Consider the following 22,545-nt stretch of genomic DNA (forward strand, 5'->3'; position numbering starts at 1 on the left):
CCATTGGAGTTTCCATGACCGCAGCCGTTGAATTCTCGCAGGTGTCGCGCCATTTCGGCGCTGTCAAAGCCGTCGATGCCGTCGATCTCGCGATCGCGCCCGGCGAGTTCTTCGCCATGCTCGGGCCCTCCGGCTCCGGTAAGACGACCTGCCTGCGCCTGATCGCCGGCTTCGAACAGCCGAGCGCCGGCCATATCGAGATCTTCGGCGAAACGGCGGAAGGCGTTCCGCCCTATCGCCGCCACGTCAACACCGTCTTCCAGGACTACGCGCTGTTTCCGCATCTCGACATCCTCAACAACGTCGCCTACGGGCTGATGGTCAAGGGCGTGGAGAAATCCGAGCGCCTGCGGCTTGCCGAAGAAGCGCTCGACCTCGTCAAGCTGCCGGGCTACGGCGGGCGCAAGCCGGGCCAGCTCTCCGGCGGCCAGCGCCAGCGCGTGGCGCTTGCCCGCGCGCTCGTCAACAAGCCGAAGGTGCTGCTCCTCGACGAGCCGCTCGGCGCGCTCGACCTGAAGCTGCGCGAGCAGATGCAGGAGGAGTTGAAGACCCTTCAACGCTCGCTCGGCATCACCTTCATCTTCGTCACCCACGACCAGGGCGAGGCGCTCTCGATGGCCGACCGCGTCGCCGTGTTCAACAATGGCAAGATCGTCCAGGCCGGCACGCCGGAAGAAATCTACAATCGTCCGAGGACCCGCTTCGTCGCCGATTTCGTCGGTTCCTCCAATGTGATCTCGCCCGCCGACATGAAGACGCTCGGCGGCGAGGCAAAATGGGCGAGCCTGCGCCCCGAGGCCATCCGCCTCGTCGCCGATGGCGGTATTCCCGCAACCGTCCGCTCGCGAAGCTTCCTCGGCGCGGCCACGAGGCTCACCGTCGCCACCGGCAACATCGCGCTCTCCGTCATGGTGCCGGCAGGCCAGCCGGTACCGGAGATCGGCGCCGCGACCGGCCTTTCCTGGCAGCCCTCCGACCTGCATTACATGGACGACGCGGCATGAGCGCGGTCGCCACCACATCGATCCTGCCGGGACGCGGCGGTCTGATGGGCCGCCTGTCGGACCTGTTCTGGCGCCGCCCGACCCTGCTGCTCGTGCTGATGCTGATCCCGCCGCTGCTCTGGCTCGGCATCATCTATGTCGGATCGCTGGTCGCGCTGCTCCTGCAGAGCTTCTTCTCGATCGACGAGTTTTCCGGGCTGATCAACTACGAGTTCACGCTATCGACCTACGGCCAGCTGCTGAGCCCGGCCAATTTCGACATCATCGTCCGCACCGTGCTGATGGCCGCCGCCGTCACGCTCGCCTCCGCCGTGCTCGCCTTCCCGATCGCCTACTACGCCGCCCGCTACGCCACCGGCAAATGGAAGGCCTTCTTCTATATCGGCGTCATGCTGCCCCTATGGTCTAGCTATCTCGTCAAGGTCTATGCCTGGAAGCTCATCCTCGCCAAGGAAGGCATCCTCACCTGGGCCTTCGACAAGTTGCACCTCACCTGGCTGCTCGACGCCATCCTCGCCATACCGGTGATCGGCGGCAATTCGCTGTCGATCAGCTATATCGGCACCTTCCTCGTCTTCATCTATGTCTGGCTGCCCTTCATGATCCTGCCGGTCCAGGCAGCCCTCGAGCGCGTGCCCGGCAATCTGATCGAGGCCTCGGGCGATCTCGGCGCCCATCCGGGCCAGACCTTCCGCCATGTGCTCCTGCCGCTGGCGCTGCCCGGTATCATCGCTGGCTCGATCTTCACCTTCTCGCTGACGCTTGGCGATTACATCATCCCGCAGATCGTCGGCTCCTCGCGGCTGTTCATCGGCCAGGCCGTCTATGCCCAGCAGGGCACTGCCGGCAACGTGCCGCTCGCCGCCGCCTTCTCGGTCGTGCCGATCGTCATCATGGGCATCTATCTCTGGGCTGCCAAACGCATGGGGGCTTTCGATGCGCTCTGATCGTTCCTCGGCCGGATGGCCCCTCAAGATCGCGGCCGCCGGCGGGCTCCTGTTCCTGCATCTGCCGATCCTCTTGATCTTCGTCTATGCCTTCACAACGGAGGAGAAGAGCTTCCAGTGGCCGCCGCCGGGCTTCACGGTCAAATGGTTCGCCGTTGCCTGGAACCGCCCCGACGTCTGGGAGGCGCTGACCTTGTCCGTCAAGGTCGCGGCGATCGCCACCGCCATCGCGCTGGTGCTCGGCACGCTTGCCGCCGCCGCCGTGTCGCGCACGAAATTCTTCGGCCGCGAGGCGATTTCTCTGCTGGTCATCCTGCCGATCGCCCTTCCCGGCATCATCACCGGTATCGCGCTGCGCTCGGCCTTCTCGCTGGCGGAAATCCCCTATTCGATGTGGACGATCATCCTCGGCCACGGCACCTTCTGCGTGGTCGTTGTCTACAACAACGCGGTCGCCCGCTTCCGGCGGACCTCCGGCTCGCTGATCGAGGCCTCGATGGATCTCGGCGCCGACGGCTTCCAGACCTTCCGCTATGTGGTGCTGCCGAATATCGCCACCGCCCTTCTCGCCGGCGGCATGCTCGCCTTCGCGCTGTCCTTCGACGAGGTCATCGTCACCACCTTCACCGGCGGCCAGCAGTCGACCCTGCCGATCTGGATGCTCGAAGAACTGATCCGCCCGCGCCAGCGCCCGGTCACCAACGTGGTCGCCATGCTGGTGGTGATCGTCACCTTCCTGCCGATCCTGGCGGCCTATTATCTCACCCGCGACACCGACCAGATTTCGGGCAGCGGCAAATAGCATCAGAGACAACTCAATATCTTGAGGGAGAACGACATGGACACGCAAATGCTGATCGGCTCTAAGTTCGAGGCCGGCACCGAGACCGAGGAAAAGGTTCTGAACCCGAAGACCGGGGAGACCATTCTCGACCTGCCCGAAGCCTCGCTCGCCCAGGTCGACGCCGCCGTCGATGCCGCCGAAAAGGCCTTCAACAGTTGGTCGGCCACCACGCCGTCGGAACGCTCGTCCTATCTCCTGAAGATCGCCGACGCGATCGAGAAGGATGCCGACGGGTTCGCCGCCCTCGAAAGTCTCAACTGCGGCAAGCCGATCAACGCGGTGCGCAATGACGAGATCCCGGCCATCGTCGATTGCTGGCGCTTCTTCGCCGGCGCCATCCGCTCGCTGCATGCCCCGGTCGCCGGCGAATATCTCCCCGGCCACACCTCGATGATCCGCCGCGACCCGGTCGGCATTGTCGGCTCGATCGCGCCGTGGAACTATCCGCTGATGATGATGGCCTGGAAGCTCGCGCCCGCGATCGCAGGCGGCAACACGGTCGTCTTCAAGCCGTCCGAACAGACGCCGCTCACCGCCCTGAAGATGGCGAAGCTCCTGGCCGACATCCTCCCCGAGGGCGTCGTCAACGTCGTGCTCGGCCGTGGCGAGAGCGTCGGCAACGCGCTGATCAACCACCCGAAGATCGGCATGGTCTCGATCACCGGCGATATCGCCACCGGCAAGAAGGTTCTCGCCGCCGCCGCCAAGACCGTCAAGCGCACCCATCTGGAACTCGGCGGCAAGGCTCCGGTCATCGTCTATGACGATGCCGACCTCGAAGCCGTCGTCGCCGGCATCCGCACCTTCGGCTTCTACAATGCCGGCCAGGACTGCACCGCCGCCTGCCGCATCTATGCCTCCGACAAGATCTACGACAACTTCGTCGCCGACCTCGCCTCCGCCGTCTCGACGCTGAAGTTCAACCAGTCCGACGACACCGAAAACGAGATCGGCCCGCTGATCTCGAAGCGCCAGCGCGACCGCGTCGAGAGCTTCGTCACACGCGCCTCCGAACACAGCCACATGGAAGTCGTCACCGGCGGCAAGGTCTCGGGCGAGAAGGGCTTCTTCTATGCCCCGACCGTCATTGCCGGCGCGCTTCAGGACGACGAGATCGTGCGCCGCGAAGTCTTCGGCCCGGTCGTCTCGGTCACCCGCTTCTCGGATACCGACGATGCAGTCGCCTGGGCAAATGACAGCGATTACGGCCTTGCCTCCTCCGTCTGGACCAAGGACATCTCCCGCGCCATGAAGACCGCGGCCCGCCTTCGCTACGGCTGCACCTGGATCAACACCCACTTCATGCTCTGCAACGAAATGCCCCATGGCGGCCTGAAACAGTCCGGTTACGGCAAGGACATGTCGGTCTATGCGCTCGAGGATTACACAGCCGTCCGCCACGTGATGATCGCGCATTGAGGACCGTCCGCAGATAAGCGCAGGTCGGGGCGTGCCCACCCTCCACGCCCCGACCTGCTGGTAAATGTCCGGCCGCATTTCCGGCCGGGGCCCCGCCGGGGCTAACGCCTGCGCTCGCGAATCTCCTTCTCCTCATCGACCAAGGGAAGAGCTTTGCAAGGCGACGATGGGGCCGCAGGCGCAACGCTCCATTTGATCTGCGCCCTTTGCATGTTCACGTTGCATCGATTGATCGGTGAATGATGCGCTCCCCATTAGTCAGCCATCCGCCGACAAGCGGACGGCCGGCGACCTGAGACCCGCCTCCTTCGACATTCTGGGGAGCGGAGCAGGTCCTCTGCGAAGTTGTCAGGCATTCAGGCTCTCATCCAGATCAAACCCGGCAGGCTCAGCGAGGTGGCAGTTGAGCAGATGAAAATAGTTCCTGATCCGCCAACCGATCTTTTTCCACCGCGGTCGTTGATTGCACTGCAGAAATACCCCACACGCCCAAGCTGTTATTGCGAGACGGATTAACAATCCTTGCCAATATTCGAGCACGGACGTATAAATAAGCAACTCCGAAAATTTCGATATCGAATTCGCCTTTAGTCACGACGGATAATGGTTTCCGCCGTCAACGCGCTGAGGAGTAACCAATGCCCACGACATTCCTTATAGGCGAGGCAGGCAGCTACACGATCGAGGATGATGGCACACCCGGCAATGCGACTTCCGTGCTCACCCGGGATAGCGACGGTGCGGTACTCGCAGTCATCGCTCATCCGGCGGACTTGCTGAGCATCCAGGCCTCGGTTCCCGGCGTCAACATCACTCTCAACATCACCGACTCGCTCGGGACCGGAAGCCTGCAGGTCGGCGATCTGGCTAATCCGGGACAGGCGCCTGATTCGATCGTGGTCGACAACATCTCGACATTCAACGGCGTCACGCTCGTCGCCAACGGCAGCATTACCGAGGCCGGTTCCGACTCGGCGGTCGACATTCAAGCAGCCTCGGTCGTTTTGAGCGCCGGGACGGGCGTTGGGGCTCCGGGCAATGCCATTGAAACCCAAACCGGCGCGATCGAGGCGGAGACGAACACGGGCGGCATTGCCATCGGCAACGTGGGAGCGGTCCAGATCGGCGGATTGACCGATGCCGTCGCCGGACTCAATGTCACCACCTCCGGCGACATCGACTTCACCAACCTCGGCACGATCACACTCACCGATGTGACTGGCGCCGAGTCGGTCCACGGCGGGACGACTTCAGGAAACGTGAACCTCAACGCGATCGGCTTCGATTCCGACATTACCTCCAGTGTGAACCGGGACGCCCTCACCGCGACAGCTGGGAACATCACATTGACGGCCGGGCGCGATATATCCTGGGGCACGGGTGGGGCCGATTTCGACAACGACGTGCGTGCCGACGGAAGCATCACCTTCGACGCCGGTCGCGACGTCGTGATCAGCGGCTTCGCCGACATGGTCGCGGACAGCCAAACGGGCACGACCGGCGGAGAACTTATCGTCAATGTCGGCCGGAACATCGGTATCCTCGATGATACCGGCAGCGACGCCGGCTTTAGTACCTTCGGAACCGGCTCCGTTATTCTTACCACCGGCGCCAACGGACTGCTCAATTTGGAGACCCCAGTCTCCGCTACGATTTCCTCAGGGGGAGACGTAATCGTCAACGCGGATCGCGTGACGATCGCCGCCACATCCGGCATCACGGCCAGCGGCGACATCATTCTGCGCCCCGTGACAGATGGACGCGCGATCGTCCTTGGCAGCGTGTCGGACGTGGCTGCCGCCCTGGAGCTTTCCGGCACCGAACTGAACCGCATCTTCACCTCCGGCACATTCACGATCGGCAGCGACAATGCCGGCTCGATTCTCGTCAGTGCCCTTGTCTCGACTGCGGGCGCCCCCAATGTGACCCTCAGGACGGGAGAATCCGTCAACTTCGTTGCAGGTTTCACCGTTTCCGGCCTGCTGACGGTCCGGGCGGGCGACGACGTGTTCCAGCTTGTCGGCTCCGCGATCACCGCTGGCGACGTGGATATCTTGGTCGACCTGGCCGGCGACGACGGAAACCGGGGTGGCGTCGTCAACGTGCTCGGCACAATCACCGCAACGACAAGAACATTCACGGGCAATGGTGATGCGGACACGTTAAGCGGCAGCGCCGGCGACGATGTGCTCAACGGCCGCGGTGGCAGCGATACCATGCAGGGCCGCGCCGGCAATGACACCTATGTCGTCGATTCGATCGGCGACCAGATCATCGAGGGTGTCGGCGACGGAACCGATACGGTGCAGACTGCGGTCAGCTTCACGCTCGCAGCCAATGTCGAGAATCTGTCAATGCTCGGCACCGCCAACATCAACGGCATCGGCAATGGCCTGGCGAACGTCATCAACGGCAATTCGGGAAACAACATTCTCGACGGGGCAGCAGGGGCTGACACCCTGAACGGCGGCCTCGGCAACGACACTTATGTGCTGGGCGACGGAAGCGACACAGTGACCGACACCGGCGGCACTGATACGGTCACATCGACGATTACACGTTCTATTGCAACCCTGGCAGCGATCGAAAACCTGACCTTGCTCGGTGCCGGCAACATCAACGGCACCGGCAACGCCCTTGCCAACATCATCACCGGAAATTCCGGCGTCAACGTGCTCAATGGCAACGCAGGCCTCGACACGTTGATCGGCGGCCTCGGCAATGACGCCTATATGCTGGGGGCAGAAAGCGATACCGTTATCGACAGCGGCGGCAACGACCTGATCACCTCGACGATCTCCCGCTCGCTCGCGGCCCACGCGTCGATCGAACGCCTGACACTGCTCGGCGCCGCGAACATCAACGGTACCGGGAATGCCCTGAACAACATCATCACAGGCAATTCGGGCGTCAACGTGCTCGACGGCGGCGCTGGCCTCGACACGCTGGATGGCGGCCTGGGAAATGATGCCTACGTGCTGGGAGCGGAGGACGACACGGTTATCGACAGCGGAGGCAACGACCTGATCACCTCGACGATTAGCAGGACGTTGGCGGACTACGCGACGATCGAGCGCCTGACGCTGCTCGGGTCTTCCAACATCAACGGCAGCGGCAACGGGCTCAATAACCTGATGACCGGCAACGGTGCGAACAATATCATCAACGGCGGCGCCGGCAGTGACACCATCAATGGTGGCGCCGGTACCGACAGGCTCTTCGGTAACATTGGCAACGACACTCTTACCGGCGGAACCGGTGCCGATTTCTTCGTGTTCCACTCGGCGCCCAACGCCGTGACCAATGTCGACACGATCACCGACTTCTCCATCGCCGAGGACACGATCTCCCTGGAAAACAGCGTGTTCACCACCATCGGAGCGGTCGGCACGCTCGCGGCTGCAGCTTTCGTGAGAAACACCACCGGCCTGGCGCAGGATGCCAGCGACCGGATCATCTACGAGAGCGACACCGGGAACCTCTTCTTCGACAGCAATGGCAGCGCCGCCGGCGGAAGCGTCCTGATAGCCGTGCTCGATCCGGGGCTGCTGCTGACCAACCTCGACTTCACGGTCATCTAGACCGGCAGAGAACCGCAGCGCTCCATCACAGGCGATAGAGCGCCGGACGGCGATCGGTGAGGTAGGGGTTCTGCTTGCGGCAGTCGTCATAGGCGGATGGGTCGATTTCCGCGACGAGCAGGGCTTCGCGCGTGCCGGCGCGGGCCAGTTCATCGCCGTCCGGGCCGACGATGGCGGAGCGGCCGCTGTAAGAGAGCGCCCCCTCCTCGCCGCACAGGTCGGCGTAGACGATGAACAAGCCGTTCTCGAAGGCACGGGTCGGCACCACCATGTCCGCCACGCGCCGGCTGATCGGCCCCGCCGGCAAGGCCGTCGGCACCAGCACGAGTTCGGCGCCGGCCAGCGCCAGCGTGCGGACATATTCGGGAAACTCGACATCGTAGCAGATCAGCATGCCGGTGCGGATGCCGGCAAAGTCGAAGACCTGTGGCGGATCGCCGCCCGGCGTGAACGCGGCCCGTTCGGCATCGCCGTAGAGATGGCCCTTGCGATAGAATTCGCTCGCCCCGTCGGGGCGCACGAGGACGGCGCTGTTATAGACCGCCTCCCCGTCCCGTTCGGCAAAACCGGCGCAGATGGCGATCTCGAATTCGGCGGCGATCTCGCTGAGCGCTCCGACAATGTCTCCGTCGCGGCCCTCGGCGATCTCGGCGAACTGGTCCGGGCTCAAGGCATAGCCGGTAGCGGAAAGCTCCGGGGTGACCAGGAGATCCGCCCCCATGTCCGAGGCCGCCGCTGCCGCCTGGGCAATCTTGGAAAGGTTGGCCGCGGCATCACCCGAAATCGGCTGCATCTGGTAGAGTGAAATCAACATGGCATGTCCTGCGCGAAACGATCGATGTCTAGAAGATAGGCCGACCGGTCCTGCTTTGCAAAGCGCAAGCGGGCGAAGTCCCGGATTTCGGTCGATCACACCACGACGGCGTTGATGAGCAGGATGAACGCCTTGAGCAACGCGTAGAGCACGCCCGCGACGACGCTCACCGCCACCGTGAACATCGCCGTGCCGAGCAGGACGAAGACACCGTCACGTTCGAGAATACCGCAAGAAAACAAGCATATGGCGATCGCCGGCAGGATATTGCCGAGCGGCACCGGCAGGGTGAGGATGATCGCCAGGATAAGACAGAGCAGGCCGATGACATATTCCGCCGGCGGATAGATCAAGAAACTGAGCCTGGGCCGCAGCATGAGCTCGCCGCGCGCCAGCCAGGGCGAAATCCGGCTGACGATCGAGGCAAAGTCGCTCCGCGTCATGGAACGGTCCGCGATGATCCTCGGCAGCCATGGCGACTGGCCGAGCATCAGTTGCGCAGACAAGAACACCAGGGGTGCACCGGTCAGCGCCGAGGTTCCCGGCGGTGTCGGGATGACGTTCGGCAGCGCGAAGATCAGGATCAGCGCACCGAAGGCGCGGTCGCCCATGGCCTGGAAAATGTCCGCGACGGAGACGCGATCGCGACTTTCGTCGCCGGCAATGCTCGTCAGGATGTCGGAGAGCCTGCCACCATGCCGGAGGACGTCGGGCGCCCCGGTATCGTTCGCCTGCGCCCCATCCGTATCTGCCATGCCACTCCCCGCCAATGCTCGGCCACGATCACACACTGGCCTAGCCGAAGACAATGACGGATGTTTGTTTAAGGGCGGATGAAGTTCAACGAGCGAAGGCGATCGGAAAGCGGAAGAGGTCGGCACCGACAGCGCCGTCCCGTCCCGCCTCCAGCGCCTGCCTCACACCTGGACCAGGTGACCGGCCGAGACCTCGCGATACTGCCGCACCGGCGGCACATAGCCGACCGGGCGGATCGGGCTCTTGATCTCCTCGGTCGAAACATTGCGCTTGAGGCTGCGCCGGGCCGGATCGGGAATCGGCACGGCCGCCATCAGCTTGCGGGTATAGGCATGCTGCGGATTGTCGAACACCGCCTGGCGCGGGCCGATCTCGACGATCTCGCCGAGATACATCACCGCCACCCGGTGGCTGACCCGCTCGACGACAGCCATGTCATGGGAAATGAAAAGATAGGCGAGATTGAAGCTCTGCTGCAGGTCGAGCAGCAGGTTGCAGACCTGCGCCTTGATCGACACGTCGAGCGCCGAAACCGCCTCATCGGCGACGATAACCTTCGGGTCGAGCATCAGCGAGCGAGCAATCGCTATGCGCTGGCGCTGGCCGCCGGAGAACTCGTGCGGATAGCGCCGCATCATGTCGGCCTTCAGCCCTACCCGCTCCAACAGGTCGGCGGCCTTGTCGCGCGCCTCGGCCTTCGGCCCCAGCCCATGCTCGACATAGGGCTCCATCACGGCGCTGCCGACGCTCATGCGGGGATCGAGGCTGGCGAACGGATCCTGGAACACCATCTGGATGCTGCGGCGCATCTTGCGCAGCGCGGTCCGGTTGAGGTTGACGACGTCATAGCCGTCGAGCGAAATCGCGCCGGCGGTCGGCTCGACCAGCCGGGTGATCGAGCGGCCGGTGGTCGACTTGCCGCAACCGGATTCGCCGACCAGCGCCAGCGTCTCGCCTTCCCGCAGGTCGAAGGAAACATTCTCCACCGCGTGCACGGCGCCGCTCTTGCGGCCGAGCAGGCCGGAATGGATGTCGAAGCGCGTGGTCAGGTTCTTCACTTCCAGCACCGGCCGCCTGGCGTTGTCGACGCCGCCGGCTTCCGTCTCCGGAATCCGGGTTTCGCCGGTGACGATATCGATCACCGGGAAGCGCATCGGCCGCTCGCGCCCACCCATCGAGCCGAGCTTCGGCACGGCCGAAAGAAGTGCGCGCGTATACGGATGCTTGCCGCGATTGAAGATATCGTCGGTGGACCCGGTTTCGACCGCCTCGCCACGGAACATCACGATCGTCCGGTCGGAGACCTCCGCCACCACGCCCATGTCGTGGGTGATGAACAGCACCGCCATACCTTCCTCGTCCTGAAGCACCTTGATCAGGTCGAGGATCTGGCCCTGGATGGTGACGTCGAGCGCCGTCGTGGGCTCGTCGGCGATCAGCAACTTGGGTCTGGAGGCAAGCGCCATGGCGATCATCACGCGCTGGCGCATGCCACCGGAAAACTGATGCGGATAGTCGTCGAAACGGTTCCTGGCATTCGGGATGCGGACCTTGTCCAGCAGACGCAGGACCTCGGCCTTCGCCTCGGCCGTCGAGACGTCGCGATGGCAGGTGATCGCTTCGGCGATCTGCTTGCCGATCGGGAAGATCGGATTGAGCGAAGTCATCGGCTCCTGGAAGATCATGGCGATCTCGTTGCCGCGCACCTTGCGCATATCTTCTGAACCGAGCGTCAGCAGTTCCCGCCCGTTCAGCTTAACGCTGCCCTCGATGCGGCTCGAATTTTGCGGCAGCAGCCGCATGATCGACAGCGAGGTGACGCTCTTGCCCGAGCCGGATTCACCAACGATCGCCACGGTTTCGCGTGGCGCTACATCGAAGCTCACGCCCTTGACCACCGACCGCCATTCGTCGCCGACCTTGAACGAGGTCGTCAGGTCCTTGACCGAGAGGACCGGGGCCTCGACCTGAAGATTGCCATTCGAAATTTCCACCATCCGACACGTCCCTTGAAGCCTGCGATTTCCGACAACTGCTTGGGGGCGCGGCCTTACGCCGCGAGCGCCGTCTCCGCGAGCGTTACCCAATAGCTGATGCCATAGGGGATCGCCTCGTCGTTGAAGTCGTAGGCGGAATGGTGAAGATTGGCGCTGTCGCCGTTGCCGATGAAGACGAAGCTGCCGGGACGAGCCTCCAGCATGTAGGAAAAGTCCTCCGCCCCCATCATCGGCGCGATCTCGCCTTCGACGGCCCGCTCTCCGGAAATCCGCCGCATCACGCCGAGCGCGAACTCCGTCTCGTGGGGATGGTTGAAGGTCACCGGATAGCCGCGCCGATAATGCACATCGACCCGCGCTGCGAAACTGGCCGCAATGCCGTTCGCCACTTCGTTCAGGCGCCGCTCGGCATAGTCGCGGGTCTCGGGCAGGAGCGTGCGCACCGTGCCGGTCAGCTTCACCGTATTGGGGATCACGTTCGACGCCTCCCCGCCGTGCACCGTCGCCACCGTCACCACCACGGATTGCAGCGGATCAACCTCGCGGGAGGCGATCGCCTGGAGTGCGATGACGATATGGGAGGAGACCAGCACCGGATCGATGGTCTTGTGCGGTTGGGCCGCATGCCCGCCGCGGCCATGCACGAGGATCTCGAACTCGTCAGCCGCCGCCATCACCGAGCCCTTGCGGGTGGCGAAGTGGCCGACCGGAATGCCGGGATGATTGTGCATGCCGTAGACCTGCGAAATCCCGAAGGTCTCCATCATCCCGTCCTCGACCATTTCCCGACCGCCGCCGCCGCCCTCTTCCGCCGGCTGGAAGATCACCGCGACGGAGCCGCGGAAATTGCGGGTTTCGGCGAGATACTTGGCGGCCCCGAGCAGCATGGCGGTATGCCCGTCATGACCGCAGGCATGCATCTTGCCCGGCGTCTTCGACGCCCATTCCTTGCCGCTCGTCTCGTAGATCGGCAGCGCATCCATGTCGGCGCGAAACCCGACGACCGGACCGTCGCCACGATTGCCCTTGATGATGGCGACGACGCCGGTCCGGCCGATGCCGGTCTCGACGACGTCACACCCGAAGGAGGTCAGCTTCTCCGCAACGAATTCGGCCGTCTCGTAGACGTCGAACAGGAGTTCGGGGTTCTCGTGCAGATGGCGGCGCCAGGCAGCCACCTCGCCCTGCAATTCGCTGGCACGGTTCAACACAGGCATGTGTTCGATCCTCGGTTTTTCTTGTCGTTCCCACTCTTGTTGCGCCATACTGCGCTGCCTCAAAGCGCTTTTGCAAGCCGCAATTTTCCGCCTTGAACGGAAAATAGGCCTATGCTTAGATGGCTCAAATTTTGATCAGTCCTGCGGGTTTCGAACCGATTTTCCGAGCGGGAAAGCACTTCAAACGGAGGCCAGGAAATCAAAATTAGCGAACAGGGCCAGCAAGATAACTGGGATTGGCCTTGATTGCCGGGAGAATGGGAACTCTCCTTCAGGCAGCACTGACGTTCACAACTCCAACGATAAAAACAGGGGAATGACGACATGCATAAATTCCGTATTCTATTGGCAGCATCGGCTGCGGCGCTGGCCTTCCAGGCAGCGCCGGCGCTAGCCGAACGCGGCTCGGACGGTGAGCTCAAGATCCTCTTCTGGCAGGCCGTATCGACCCTCAATCCCTACCTCTCCGGCGGCACCAAGGAGGTCTACAGTGCGTCCATGGTGATCGAGCCGCTGGCACGCTATGACGAGACCGGCACGCTCGTACCCATGCTGGCCGCCGAAATCCCGACGGTCGAGAACGGCGGCGTCGCCGCCGACCTGAAGAGCATCACCTGGAAGCTGAAACCGGACCTCAAGTGGTCGGATGGCACGCCTGTCACCGCAGACGATGCCATCTTCACCTGGAAATACTGCACGGCGCCGGACGGCGGCTGCGCCCAGGCCGCATATTACGAAGGCGTGACCAATGTCGAGGCCGTCGACGCCTCCACCATCAAGATCTCCTTCTCCGAGGCCAAGCCCTATCCCTACAGCGCCTTCGTCGGCGCCCAGTCGCCGATCATCCAGGCGGCCCAGTTCAAGGATTGCCTCGGCGCCAAGGCCCCGGAATGCACCGCCGCCAATTTCGGCCCGATCGGCACCGGCCCCTTCGTCGTCAAGGAATTCAAGCCGAGCGACGTCATCACTTTCGAGGCCAATCCGAACTATCGCGACCCGGCCAAGCCCGCTTTCGCCACCGTGACACTCAAGGGCGGCGGTGATGCGGCATCGGCCGCCCGCGCCGTGCTCGAAACCGGCGAATTCGACTATGCCTGGAACATGCAGGTGGAACCGGAAATCCTCGCTACGATGATGGCAGCCGGCAAGGGCACGCTCGTCACCGCCTTCGGCACCCAGGTCGAACGTATCGATGTAAACCCCTTTGCCGTCGATTCCTCGCTCGGAGACAAGCGCTCCACCAATGAGGCAGGCCCGCATCCGGCTCTTTCCGACCCGGCCGTGAGGAAGGCCCTGTCGCTCGCCATCGACCGTGACATCATCGACGAGGCCGGTTACGGCGAAGCGGGCCAGCCGACCTGCAACATCCTGCCGGCGCCGGACATCTACAAGTCGACCGACGTCGACTGGTGCCTGAAACAGGACATCGATGCCGCCAACAAGTTGCTCGACGATGCCGGCTGGGCAAAGGGTTCCGACGGCATCCGTGCCAAGGACGGCGTGAAGCTTTCCTTCCTCTTCCAGACCTCGACCAATTCGGTCCGCCAGGCCAGCCAGGCGCTGATCAAGGACATGTGGTCCCAGATCGGTGTGGAGACCGAACTGCGCAACATTGCCGCCAACGTCTTCTTCGGCGGCGATCCGGCTTCCCCGGACACCTTCCAGAAATTCTATGCCGACGTACAGATGTACACCAACAACTTCGACGGCACCGACCCCGAGAAGTACATGGCCGGCTGGATGTGCGACAAGATCCCGAGCCCCGCGACCGGGTGGCAGGGTGAGAACATCGTCCGCTACTGCAACCCGGAATACGACAAGCTGGTTGTCGAACTCGGCAAGACCGCCAAGATCGAGGACCGCGCCGTCATCGCCAAGAAGCTGAACGACATGCTGACCAATGACGTGGCGCAGATCCCGCTCATCCACCGCGGCAACGTCTCGTCCCATTCCCTCACCCTCGAGGGCGTGCGCATGAATGCCTGGGACAGCGAATTGTGGAACGTCGCTGACTGGAAACGCAAGAAGTAAGTGCCGTTTCGCCGGGCCTGCATCCCCGCCGGCCCGGCGACCGCCCTCTTCGTGACAGTCAGGGACCCCTCCGATGTTCACCTACACTCTGCGGCGATTGCTGTTTGCAATCCCGACTCTGCTGATTATCAGCTTCATTATCTTCGCTCTGCTGGATCTCGCTCCCAACGATCCCCTTGGCGACCTCCCCCTGACCATTCCGCCCGAAGTTCGCGAACAGATGCGAGCAGCACTGGGCCTGGATCAACCCTTCTTCATCCGCTTCCTCAAATGGCTGCAGCAGTTCTTCATCAACGAACCGCTGAACATCTTCGAACAGATCACCGGAATCACCGTCGGCAGTGGCGACCGTCTGCGCGTTCTGTCCTGGGCCACCCGCAGCCCGGTGGTCGACCTGATCGTCCAGCGCCTGCCGCAGACCCTCTGGGTCGTCGGCCTGTCCTATCTATTCGGCGTATTGCTGGCGATCCCGATCGGCGTCATCTCCGCCTACAAGCAGTATTCGATCTTCGACCAGATCGGCACCTTCGTCTCGATGGTCGGCTACTCGGTCCCGACCTTCTTCACCGGCGTGCTGCTGATCGTCATCTTCAGCTCCTACCTGCAGTGGTTCCCGTCGATCTACGACACCAATCTCGTCGTCAACGACTGGTCGAGCTTCGTCGCCCAAATCAGGCAAATGTTCCTGCCGGTGCTGGTGCTCACCCTCTACAACACTTCGCAGATCAGCCGCTTCGTCCGCGCCTCCATGCTCGACAACCTGCATCAGGACTATGTCCGCACCGCGCGGGCCAAGGGCGTCAAGGAAAAGGTCGTGCTTCTGGTCCACGTGCTGCGCAATAGCCTGATCCCGGTGGTCACCGTCATCGCGCTCGGCGTGCCGACCATCTTTTCCGGGGCCATCATCACCGAGCAGATCTTCCGGGTGAACGGGCTCGGCCAATTGCTGATCACCGCCATCCAGGGCGCCGACATCCCGCTGGTGCAGACGCTCACCTTCATCTTCGCGGTGCTGATCGTCCTCTTCAACCTGATTGCCGACGTCCTCTACGGCATTCTCGACCCGAGGATTCGCTATGACTGACGCCCTCGCCACCATTGAAAAGCCGGGCCGCTCGTTTGCCGGCGATCTCTGGCACCAGTTCAGGGCCCATCCGGGCGGCGTCGCGGGCCTGATCGTCTTCGCCTTCATCGTCGCCGCGGTCTATCTCGGGCCGTTCATCCACACGATCGACCCGAACAAGATCGACATCAAGGCGAAGAACCAGGGGCCATCCTGGGCCCACCCGTTCGGCACCGACAATCTCGGCCACGACATGCTCGCCCAGGTGCTGGCCGGCGGGCAGATCTCGCTGGCCGTCGGTATCACGGCCATGCTGCTCGCCCTGTTTCTCGGCACGCTGGTCGGGGTGCTGTCCGGTTACTTCAAGCGGATCGACGGGCTCTTGATGCGGATCACCGACCTGTTCCTGGCGCTTCCGCTCTTGCCGCTGCTGCTGGTTATCATCATGCTGTTTCGCGATACGCTGCGCGCCGCCTTCGGCCCGGAGAGCGGGATCTTCATCCTGATCGTCTTCGTCATCGGCATCACCAGCTGGATGCACACCGCCCGCATCGTGCGCGGCGACGTCCTGGCCGTCAAAAACCAGGAATTCGTTCTGGCAGCCAAGTCGAGCGGCATGTGGGAATACCGGGTGATCCTCAAGCACATCCTGCCGAATGTCATGAGCTCGATCATGGTCTCGGCGACGCTCGGCATCGCCTCCGCCATCATCACGGAATCGGCGCTGTCCTTCCTCGGCCTTGGCTTCCCCTCGGACTTCCCGACCTGGGGTCGGCTCTTGTTCGACGGCGCCAACTTCCTGCAGATCAACCCGTCGCGCGTGCTCTGGCCGGGCTTGGCCATCTCGCTCACGGTCTTGAGCGTCAACTATATCGGCGACGCGATCCGCGATGCGCTCGACCCAAGGATGATGAAACGCTGACTCCCCTTCTCCCCGATGGGGAGAAGGTGGCCCAAAGGGCCGGAAGAGGGGGGCGAAGCCAACTGATCTCAGTGCGCATGGCCCCCTCATCGCCTCGCATCCGCTTGGCACTTCTCCCCGCCAGGGAGAAGAGGGAGCCCCCTCAAACCCCGCTGATCACCTCGATCTTCGAACCGTCAAAGAAGCGCGACAGCCTGAATGCCGTCGGATCGACGCAAGGTGCGTGGCCGGTGACCAGGTCGGCCATCAGGCGTCCGGCACCCGGCCCGATGCCGAAACCGTGACCGGAGAACCCGGTGGCAATGAAGAACCCCGGAACGTCCTCGACCGGCGAAATCACCGGAACGGCATCCGGCGACACGTCGATATAACCCGCCCAGCGCTGCTCGATCTCCGCCTTGGCGAAGACCGGATAGTCCTTTTTCAACTGCGCCAGCGCATGATTGGTCCACCTGTCCGAGGGCTTCGGATCGAGCACCCGGCAGCGCTCGAACGGCGTTTCCTCGTCCATGCGCCAGCGTTGCGCCATGCGACCCTCCTCGAGGAAGCGGCCGGAGACGCGGAAGCGGAGCGAACGCCACTCGCTCTTCAGCGCCGGCAGGAACTTCAGCATGAAGCGGAAACTGTCCGGCACGATCTCGACGATGTTGTCGTAGCGCGAGACGATCGTGTAGCCGCCGTCCTGGCGCTTGCGGAAGGCGAAGTCCTTGCCATAGAGCGTGTGTTCCGGCCCGCCCTCGATCGGCTTGGTGCGGATGACGGTGTTCATCACCTTCAGCTGCGGCAGGTCGATACCGGCATTGCGGGCAAAGAGGCTCGACCATGCGCCGCCGGCCAGCACCACGGACGAGCAGGCGATCGAGCCGCGCTCGGTCACCACGCCGGAGATCCTGCCGCCCGAGGTCTCGATGCCGCGCACCGCGCATTTCGTCAGGATGTGGGCGCCCTTGTCGCGGGCGGCCTCGGCGATCGCCGGTGCCGCCTTCTGCGGCTCTGCGCGGCCGTCGGCCGGTGTATAGAGCGCACTCTTGAAGTCGTGCTTCATGCCCGGATAGAGCCCGCTGAATTCCGGCCCGTCGATCATCCGCGACTTCATCTGGTAGTTGCTGAGAATGTCCGGCCATTCGGCGTTCTTGGCTTCGTACTTCTCATCCATTGAGGCAAAAACGATGCCGCACTGCTTGTAGCCTGTGTCGCGCCCGATGCGCTGGTCGAGCCCCTGCCAGATGCGGATCGCCTCAGCCATCAGCGGCACTTCGCGCGGATCGCGCCAGGAAATGCGCACCCAGCCCCAGTTGCGGCTCGACTGTTCCTCGCCGATTCCGCCCTTTTCGCACAGCGCCACCGAGACGCCGCGTTCGGCCAGCTCCAGCGCCGTCGACACGCCGATGATGCCACCACCGATGACGACGACGTCGACGCGGGCAGGCATGTGCGCGTCACCTTGAACGGGAACGACCTTGGGACCGGGCATGAGGGGTGAACTCCTGGAAGACAAAAGGGTCCGGCAGGCGGGGAAGGACGTCAGTTGGCTGCCGGTGCAATGGCCAAGCTATAGCACCGGCGGATCGCTTCGTCACGCCAGCCCGTGACATGACGCGTTCCAAAGGCGACAGGACAGCCCCTGTCTTGTCCGTCAGTGGTACTTGGCCTTCTCGACCGTCAGGATATGGTCCGCATCCAGGGCCGAGATCGGCAGGTCCGTATTGGCCGGTATGTCGCCGGACAGCTGCAGCGCCAGATAACGGCCGCAGCAGACGCGCAGGAACGAGGTGAAATTGCCGAGATCATGCCCGGCGTCGATCGATTCATGATAGAGCTTGGCGATCAGCTGGATCACCGTCATGCCGTCGCGGCGGCCAACCTCCTCCAGCGTCATCCAGAAGAAGTTTTCCAGCCGCACGCTGGTCACCATGCCGTCGATCCGGAGCGACTTCGTCTGGCTTTCCCAGAGGGCCGGATCGGCCTGGATGAAGAGCTTGCACATGGTTTCCTCCCGAATGTGCGGCCTCGCCGTGGCTGCGAGCCTATCGCGAGACGGCGGAACGCGCAAAGCCCCGCCGTCTCGGCAAAAGGTCGAGGATCAGGCGGAAAGCACCGCCATGAACTGCTTGAGCCATGCCGGATGGGCCGGCCAGGCGGGGGCGGTCACCAGCTTGCCGTCGGTGAAGGCCGCATCGATGGCGATCTCCGCATAGGTGCCACCGGCGAGTTCCACTTCGGGGCGGCAGGCCGGATAGGCCGAGCAGGTGCGGCCTTCGAGCACGCGGGCGGCGGCGAGGATCTGGGCGCCATGGCAGACGGCGGCAACCGGCTTGTCGGCGTCGAAGAAGTGCTTCACGGCGGCGATCACCTCGGGATCGAGGCGCAGATATTCCGGCGCCCGGCCGCCCGGAATGAGCAGCGCGTCATAGTCCGATGCCTTGATGTCGGCGAAGGTGGCGTTGAGCGCGAAATTGTGGCCGCGCTTTTCCGTGTAGGTCTGGTCGCCTTCGAAATCGTGGATCGAGGTGGCAATCGTCTGGCCGGCCTTCTTGCCGGGGCAGACGGCGTGCACGACGTAACCGCAGGCCAAGAGCGTCTGGAACGGCACCATGGTCTCGTAGTCTTCGGCAAAATCGCCGGTAATCATCAGGATCTTCTTCGACATGTCATCCTCCCGTTCTGGAATGTCGGGCGGACGCTAGCAAATCGCCTGCGGCGGCGGGTATTATCGCCTTACTACAGCGACAATTTTCGCAACCACACCGCCTGCATGATCGGGGACCGGCCTGCCCCGCGGCTGTGATCCTTCTCCTGTCGCTTGATTCCGATCACGGACGAGGCCAATCTCCGCGCATATTTCTGAACGCCATAGGCGGTTCCCATCGAACCGAAGCGCATCAAGAGGAACGGCATGACGTCCCAACTCAATCTTTTGACCGATGTCGAGGGCGTGGCCGTCGGCCATGCGACCGACCTGAAGCTCGGATCAGGCGTGACCGTGATCGTCTTCGATCGCCCCGCCACCGCCTCCGGCAGCGTGCTCGGCGGGGCGCCGGGTGGACGCGAAACGGCACTGCTCGATCCGGCGATGACGGTGGAAGCGGTCGATGCCTTCGTGCTGTCGGGCGGATCGGCCTTCGGCCTCGATGCCGCCGGCGGCGTGCAGGCGGGCCTGCGCGCCATCGGCCGGGGCTTCCCGGTGGGCGATGTCCGCGTGCCGATCGTGCCGCAGGCGATCCTGATGGACCTTCTCAACGGCGGCAACAAGGACTGGGGCCTGCATTCGCCCTATCGCGACATGGGTTATGATGCCTTCATGGCGGCAAGGCACGGTCCGTTCGATCTCGGAAGCGTCGGCGCCGGCACTGGCGCGACGACGGCCACCTTCAAGGGGGGCCTGGGCTCCGCCAGCGCCATGACCAGCGGCGGCCAAACCATCGCCGCCATCGCCGCGGTCAATGCCATGGGCTCGGCGACGATCGGCGACGGCCCGTTCTTCTGGGCAGCCCCTTTCGAGCTGGACGACGAGTTCGGCGGCATCGGCCTGCCGGCCAATTTCTCCTCGCCCGACACCATCCTGCGGGCCAAGGGCATCAACCTCACCGCCACCACGATCGGCGCGGTCGTCACCGACGCGGCGCTGACCAAGGCGCAAACTCACCGCCTGTCGATCATGGCCCATGACGGGCTTTCCCGCGCCGTGCTGCCCGCCCACCTTCCGGCCGACGGCGACACGATCTTCTCCGCCGCGACCAATCGCCGGCCACTGACCAGTTCCGCCGATTTCATGGAGCTCTGCCACCTCGCCACCCTCGTCATGGCCCGCGCCATCGCCCGCGGCGTCTTCGAGGCGACCTCCCTGCCCGTGGACGGCGCGCAAGCCTCCTGGCGCGACCGCTACGGCTGAAGCGATGCGTCGCCCTTGCGCTTTGTCAAAAGACATCGCAGCCGAGGGTCGGACGTGCAAGAGGACGTTAAGCGTGCGACGCGGCTTCGATTGAATTACGGCTGCAAAGGCTTATATTGCATTGCAGCAACGACGATCGTGCAAGCCGCCGGAATGCGGCTGCAGGGTCGTGTGTCCGTCATGCAGCTGCGCTATCCGTGGGCGCAAACGACACGCCGAAGCGGACTGGAGAAGATCGCATGTCTATATCGAGCATGATCAGGGCCGCCGATCCTACCCACGCCAACATGGACACGGCACTCGACGCTCTCGGTTTCGACGACGGCTCACAGGCCGCCGGCTTCGAGGCGCTGACCCGGATGAACGAGGCGCTGATCGCGCCCTTGACCGGTGGCCTCTCGCCGGCTGCCCTGTCGCTTGCCGTCTACGACTGGGCGGTCCATCTGGCCATGGCGCCGGGCAAGCGGCTGGAACTGGCGCAGAAGGCCGTGCGCAAGAGCAACCGACTTGCCGCCCACATGGCCGCCGCCGCTGTTGATCCGCAGACCCCGCCCTGCATCGAGCCCTTGCCGGGCGACGACCGGTTCAAGGGCGAGGAATGGCAGCACTTTCCCTACAATGTCTTGGCCCAGTGCTTCCTGTTGAACCAGCAATGGTGGCACAATGTCACCAACGACGTGCCCGGCGTCGCGCCGCATCATGAAGACGTGATCTCGTTCGCCACGCGCCAGATCCTCGACATGTTCTCGCCGTCGAACTACCCGCTGACCAATCCGGTGGTGCTGAAGCGCGCGGTGGAAACCGGCGGCATGAATTTCCTCGAGGGTTTCCGCAACTTTATCGAGGACACCAATCGCCAGCTGACGCAGCAACCCGTCGCCGGAACCGAGGCCTTCCAGCCCGGCAAGACCGTGGCCGCCACGCCGGGCCGTGTCGTCTACCGCAACCGCCTGATCGAGCTCATCCAGTATGCGCCGGCAACCGAGACGGTCCATGCCGAACCGATCCTGATCGTCCCGGCCTGGATCATGAAATACTACATCCTCGATCTCTCGCCGGAGAACTCGCTGATCCGTTACCTGGTCGCCCAGGGCCATACCGTATTCTGCATATCCTGGCACAATCCGACCGCCGCCGACCGCGACTTGAGCCTCGACGACTATCGCCGGCTCGGCGTCATGGCAGCGCTCGACGCGATCAACGCCATCGTGCCGGAGCGCAAGGTGCATGCCACCGGCTATTGTCTCGGCGGCACGCTGCTGTCGATCGCCGCGGCCGCCATGGCGCGGGCGAAGGACGACCGGCTGGCCTCCGTTACCCTGTTTGCCGCCCAGACGGATTTCAGCGAACCGGGCGAACTTGCCCTCTTCATCGACCACAGCCAGCTGCATTTCCTCGAAAGCGTGATGTGGAATCGCGGCTTCCTCTCCGCCGACCAGATGGCCGGGGCCTTCCAGCTCCTGCGCTCCAACGATCTCGTCTGGTCGCGCATCGTGCACGACTACCTGATGGGCGAACGCACGCCGCTCAACGACCTGATGGCCTGGAATGCCGACACGACCCGCATGCCGTTCCGCATGCATGCCGAATACCTGCAGCGCCTCTATCTCGACAACGAGCTCGCGTCGGGCCGCTTCATGGTCGACGAGCGCCCGGCGGCCCTGCAGAACATCCGCGTTCCGGTCTTTGCCGTCGGCACCGAGCGCGACCATGTGGCACCGTGGAAATCGGTCTACAAAATCCACTACCTGACCGACACCGACGTGACTTTCGTGCTGACCAGCGGTGGCCACAATGCCGGCATCGTCAGCGAGCCGGGCCATCCGCATCGCCACTTCCGCATGACGACGAAGAGGGCCGTCGACCCTTGCGTCAGCGCCGAGGAATGGATGGCCGAATGCCCGACGCGCGACGGTTCCTGGTGGCCGGCCTGGTCGGCCTGGCTTGCATCCCATTCCTCACCGGATAAGGTTGATCCGCCGCCGATGGGATCGAGCGAAAACGGTTACGTCGCCAAGGAAGCCGCACCCGGCACCTACGTCCATCAAAGATAGAGTA

At 63.6% G+C, this 22,545-nt stretch carries 17 protein-coding genes; 10 read left to right on the forward strand and 7 right to left on the reverse strand.

Going from position 1 to position 22,545, the window contains the following annotated elements; all coding sequences use genetic code 11:
• The first annotated feature begins 14 nt into the window (after nucleotides 1-14).
• From RHIZ70P_RS07810 to RHIZ70P_RS22755, 5 genes are all read left to right on the forward strand, one after another.
• Nucleotides 15-1,004 (forward strand): ABC transporter ATP-binding protein, encoded by a 990-nt coding sequence (locus RHIZ70P_RS07810; protein ID WP_115669815.1) that lies wholly within the window; start codon nucleotides 15-17, stop codon nucleotides 1,002-1,004.
• Entirely contained in the window at nucleotides 1,001-1,951 is a 951-nt protein-coding gene (locus RHIZ70P_RS07815; protein WP_115669816.1) for an ABC transporter permease, read from the forward strand. Before RHIZ70P_RS07810 ends, RHIZ70P_RS07815 begins: the two co-directional genes overlap by 4 nt.
• Nucleotides 1,941-2,753 (forward strand): ABC transporter permease, encoded by an 813-nt coding sequence (locus tag RHIZ70P_RS07820; RefSeq protein ID WP_115669817.1) that lies wholly within the window; start codon nucleotides 1,941-1,943, stop codon nucleotides 2,751-2,753. Before RHIZ70P_RS07815 ends, RHIZ70P_RS07820 begins: the two co-directional genes overlap by 11 nt.
• 36 nt (nucleotides 2,754-2,789) lie before the next feature.
• Nucleotides 2,790-4,214: a gamma-aminobutyraldehyde dehydrogenase gene (locus RHIZ70P_RS07825; RefSeq protein WP_115669818.1), complete on the forward strand. Its 1,425-nt coding sequence runs from the start codon at nucleotides 2,790-2,792 to the stop codon at nucleotides 4,212-4,214.
• 638 nt (nucleotides 4,215-4,852) lie between these two features.
• Nucleotides 4,853-7,795 (forward strand): beta strand repeat-containing protein, encoded by a 2,943-nt coding sequence (locus tag RHIZ70P_RS22755; RefSeq protein ID WP_147293973.1) that lies wholly within the window; start codon nucleotides 4,853-4,855, stop codon nucleotides 7,793-7,795.
• Nucleotides 7,796-7,820: 25 nt separating this feature from the next.
• Here the strand turns inward: RHIZ70P_RS22755 and RHIZ70P_RS07855 are convergent, their stop codons facing one another.
• The 4 genes from RHIZ70P_RS07855 to RHIZ70P_RS07870 all read right to left on the reverse strand — a co-directional run bounded on the left by RHIZ70P_RS07855 (nucleotide 7,821) and on the right by RHIZ70P_RS07870 (nucleotide 12,579).
• Nucleotides 7,821-8,609: a carbon-nitrogen hydrolase family protein gene (locus RHIZ70P_RS07855; RefSeq protein WP_115669824.1), complete on the reverse strand. Its 789-nt coding sequence runs from the start codon at nucleotides 8,607-8,609 to the stop codon at nucleotides 7,821-7,823.
• A 95-nt stretch (nucleotides 8,610-8,704) separates the two neighbouring features.
• Nucleotides 8,705-9,364 carry an exopolysaccharide biosynthesis protein gene (locus tag RHIZ70P_RS07860; protein ID WP_115669825.1) on the reverse strand — a complete coding sequence of 220 codons (660 nt, stop codon included), beginning with the start codon at nucleotides 9,362-9,364 and terminating at the stop codon, nucleotides 8,705-8,707.
• 162 nt (nucleotides 9,365-9,526) lie between these two features.
• A complete protein-coding gene (locus RHIZ70P_RS07865; protein WP_115669826.1) occupies nucleotides 9,527-11,362 on the reverse strand; it encodes an ABC transporter ATP-binding protein in 1,836 nt (611 codons plus the stop codon).
• Nucleotides 11,363-11,415: 53 nt separating this feature from the next.
• Nucleotides 11,416-12,579, reverse strand: a complete 1,164-nt coding sequence (locus RHIZ70P_RS07870) for a M20 aminoacylase family protein (protein ID WP_115669827.1) — start codon at nucleotides 12,577-12,579, stop codon at nucleotides 11,416-11,418.
• 324 nt (nucleotides 12,580-12,903) lie between these two features.
• On the opposite strand from RHIZ70P_RS07870, the gene RHIZ70P_RS07875 reads away from it, so the two are divergent.
• From RHIZ70P_RS07875 to RHIZ70P_RS07885, 3 genes are all read left to right on the forward strand, one after another.
• On the forward strand, nucleotides 12,904-14,610 hold the full coding sequence (locus RHIZ70P_RS07875; RefSeq protein WP_115669828.1) for a peptide ABC transporter substrate-binding protein: 1,707 nt from the start codon (nucleotides 12,904-12,906) through the stop codon (nucleotides 14,608-14,610).
• Nucleotides 14,611-14,683: 73 nt separating this feature from the next.
• Nucleotides 14,684-15,694 carry an ABC transporter permease gene (locus RHIZ70P_RS07880; protein ID WP_115669829.1) on the forward strand — a complete coding sequence of 337 codons (1,011 nt, stop codon included), beginning with the start codon at nucleotides 14,684-14,686 and terminating at the stop codon, nucleotides 15,692-15,694.
• Complete coding sequence (locus RHIZ70P_RS07885; protein WP_115669830.1) at nucleotides 15,687-16,595, forward strand: ABC transporter permease; 909 nt, start codon at nucleotides 15,687-15,689, stop codon at nucleotides 16,593-16,595. The genes RHIZ70P_RS07880 and RHIZ70P_RS07885 overlap by 8 nt, the downstream gene beginning before the upstream one ends.
• A 142-nt stretch (nucleotides 16,596-16,737) precedes the next feature.
• Here the strand turns inward: RHIZ70P_RS07885 and RHIZ70P_RS07890 are convergent, their stop codons facing one another.
• From RHIZ70P_RS07890 to RHIZ70P_RS07900, 3 genes are all read right to left on the reverse strand, one after another.
• Complete coding sequence (locus tag RHIZ70P_RS07890; RefSeq protein WP_115669831.1) at nucleotides 16,738-18,069, reverse strand: NAD(P)/FAD-dependent oxidoreductase; 1,332 nt, start codon at nucleotides 18,067-18,069, stop codon at nucleotides 16,738-16,740.
• A 162-nt stretch (nucleotides 18,070-18,231) separates the two neighbouring features.
• A complete protein-coding gene (locus RHIZ70P_RS07895) occupies nucleotides 18,232-18,582 on the reverse strand; it encodes a ribbon-helix-helix domain-containing protein (RefSeq protein ID WP_115669832.1) in 351 nt (116 codons plus the stop codon).
• A gap of 96 nt (nucleotides 18,583-18,678) precedes the next feature.
• Nucleotides 18,679-19,245: a DJ-1/PfpI family protein gene (locus RHIZ70P_RS07900; protein ID WP_181903972.1), complete on the reverse strand. Its 567-nt coding sequence runs from the start codon at nucleotides 19,243-19,245 to the stop codon at nucleotides 18,679-18,681.
• 246 nt (nucleotides 19,246-19,491) lie between these two features.
• On the opposite strand from RHIZ70P_RS07900, the gene RHIZ70P_RS07905 reads away from it, so the two are divergent.
• Nucleotides 19,492-20,487: a P1 family peptidase gene (locus RHIZ70P_RS07905; RefSeq protein WP_115669833.1), complete on the forward strand. Its 996-nt coding sequence runs from the start codon at nucleotides 19,492-19,494 to the stop codon at nucleotides 20,485-20,487.
• A 239-nt stretch (nucleotides 20,488-20,726) separates the two neighbouring features.
• Nucleotides 20,727-22,541, forward strand: coding sequence for a PHA/PHB synthase family protein (locus RHIZ70P_RS07910; protein WP_235842173.1), 1,815 nt, complete (start codon nucleotides 20,727-20,729; stop codon nucleotides 22,539-22,541).
• The last annotated feature ends 4 nt before the right edge of the window (nucleotides 22,542-22,545 follow it).

Origin of the sequence: Paenirhizobium selenitireducens ATCC BAA-1503 (genome assembly GCF_900492185.1) — a bacterium.
GTDB lineage: Bacteria > Pseudomonadota > Alphaproteobacteria > Rhizobiales > Rhizobiaceae > Allorhizobium > Allorhizobium selenitireducens_A.

Bases quoted from the DNA above. Each gene is read 5' to 3' on its own strand.
- RHIZ70P_RS07810 (WP_115669815.1), top strand. From the start codon at position 15: ATGACCGCAGCCGTTGAATTCTCGCAGGTGTCGCGCCATTTCGGCGCT.
- RHIZ70P_RS07815 (WP_115669816.1), top strand. From the start codon at position 1,001: ATGAGCGCGGTCGCCACCACATCGATCCTGCCGGGACGCGGCGGTCTG.
- RHIZ70P_RS07820 (WP_115669817.1), top strand. From the start codon at position 1,941: ATGCGCTCTGATCGTTCCTCGGCCGGATGGCCCCTCAAGATCGCGGCC.
- RHIZ70P_RS07825 (WP_115669818.1), top strand. From the start codon at position 2,790: ATGGACACGCAAATGCTGATCGGCTCTAAGTTCGAGGCCGGCACCGAG.
- RHIZ70P_RS22755 (WP_147293973.1), top strand. From the start codon at position 4,853: ATGCCCACGACATTCCTTATAGGCGAGGCAGGCAGCTACACGATCGAG.
- RHIZ70P_RS07855 (WP_115669824.1), bottom strand. From the start codon at position 8,609: ATGTTGATTTCACTCTACCAGATGCAGCCGATTTCGGGTGATGCCGCG.
- RHIZ70P_RS07860 (WP_115669825.1), bottom strand. From the start codon at position 9,364: ATGGCAGATACGGATGGGGCGCAGGCGAACGATACCGGGGCGCCCGAC.
- RHIZ70P_RS07865 (WP_115669826.1), bottom strand. From the start codon at position 11,362: ATGGTGGAAATTTCGAATGGCAATCTTCAGGTCGAGGCCCCGGTCCTC.
- RHIZ70P_RS07870 (WP_115669827.1), bottom strand. From the start codon at position 12,579: ATGCCTGTGTTGAACCGTGCCAGCGAATTGCAGGGCGAGGTGGCTGCC.
- RHIZ70P_RS07875 (WP_115669828.1), top strand. From the start codon at position 12,904: ATGCATAAATTCCGTATTCTATTGGCAGCATCGGCTGCGGCGCTGGCC.
- RHIZ70P_RS07880 (WP_115669829.1), top strand. From the start codon at position 14,684: ATGTTCACCTACACTCTGCGGCGATTGCTGTTTGCAATCCCGACTCTG.
- RHIZ70P_RS07885 (WP_115669830.1), top strand. From the start codon at position 15,687: ATGACTGACGCCCTCGCCACCATTGAAAAGCCGGGCCGCTCGTTTGCC.
- RHIZ70P_RS07890 (WP_115669831.1), bottom strand. From the start codon at position 18,069: ATGCCCGGTCCCAAGGTCGTTCCCGTTCAAGGTGACGCGCACATGCCT.
- RHIZ70P_RS07895 (WP_115669832.1), bottom strand. From the start codon at position 18,582: ATGTGCAAGCTCTTCATCCAGGCCGATCCGGCCCTCTGGGAAAGCCAG.
- RHIZ70P_RS07900 (WP_181903972.1), bottom strand. From the start codon at position 19,245: ATGTCGAAGAAGATCCTGATGATTACCGGCGATTTTGCCGAAGACTAC.
- RHIZ70P_RS07905 (WP_115669833.1), top strand. From the start codon at position 19,492: ATGACGTCCCAACTCAATCTTTTGACCGATGTCGAGGGCGTGGCCGTC.
- RHIZ70P_RS07910 (WP_235842173.1), top strand. From the start codon at position 20,727: ATGTCTATATCGAGCATGATCAGGGCCGCCGATCCTACCCACGCCAAC.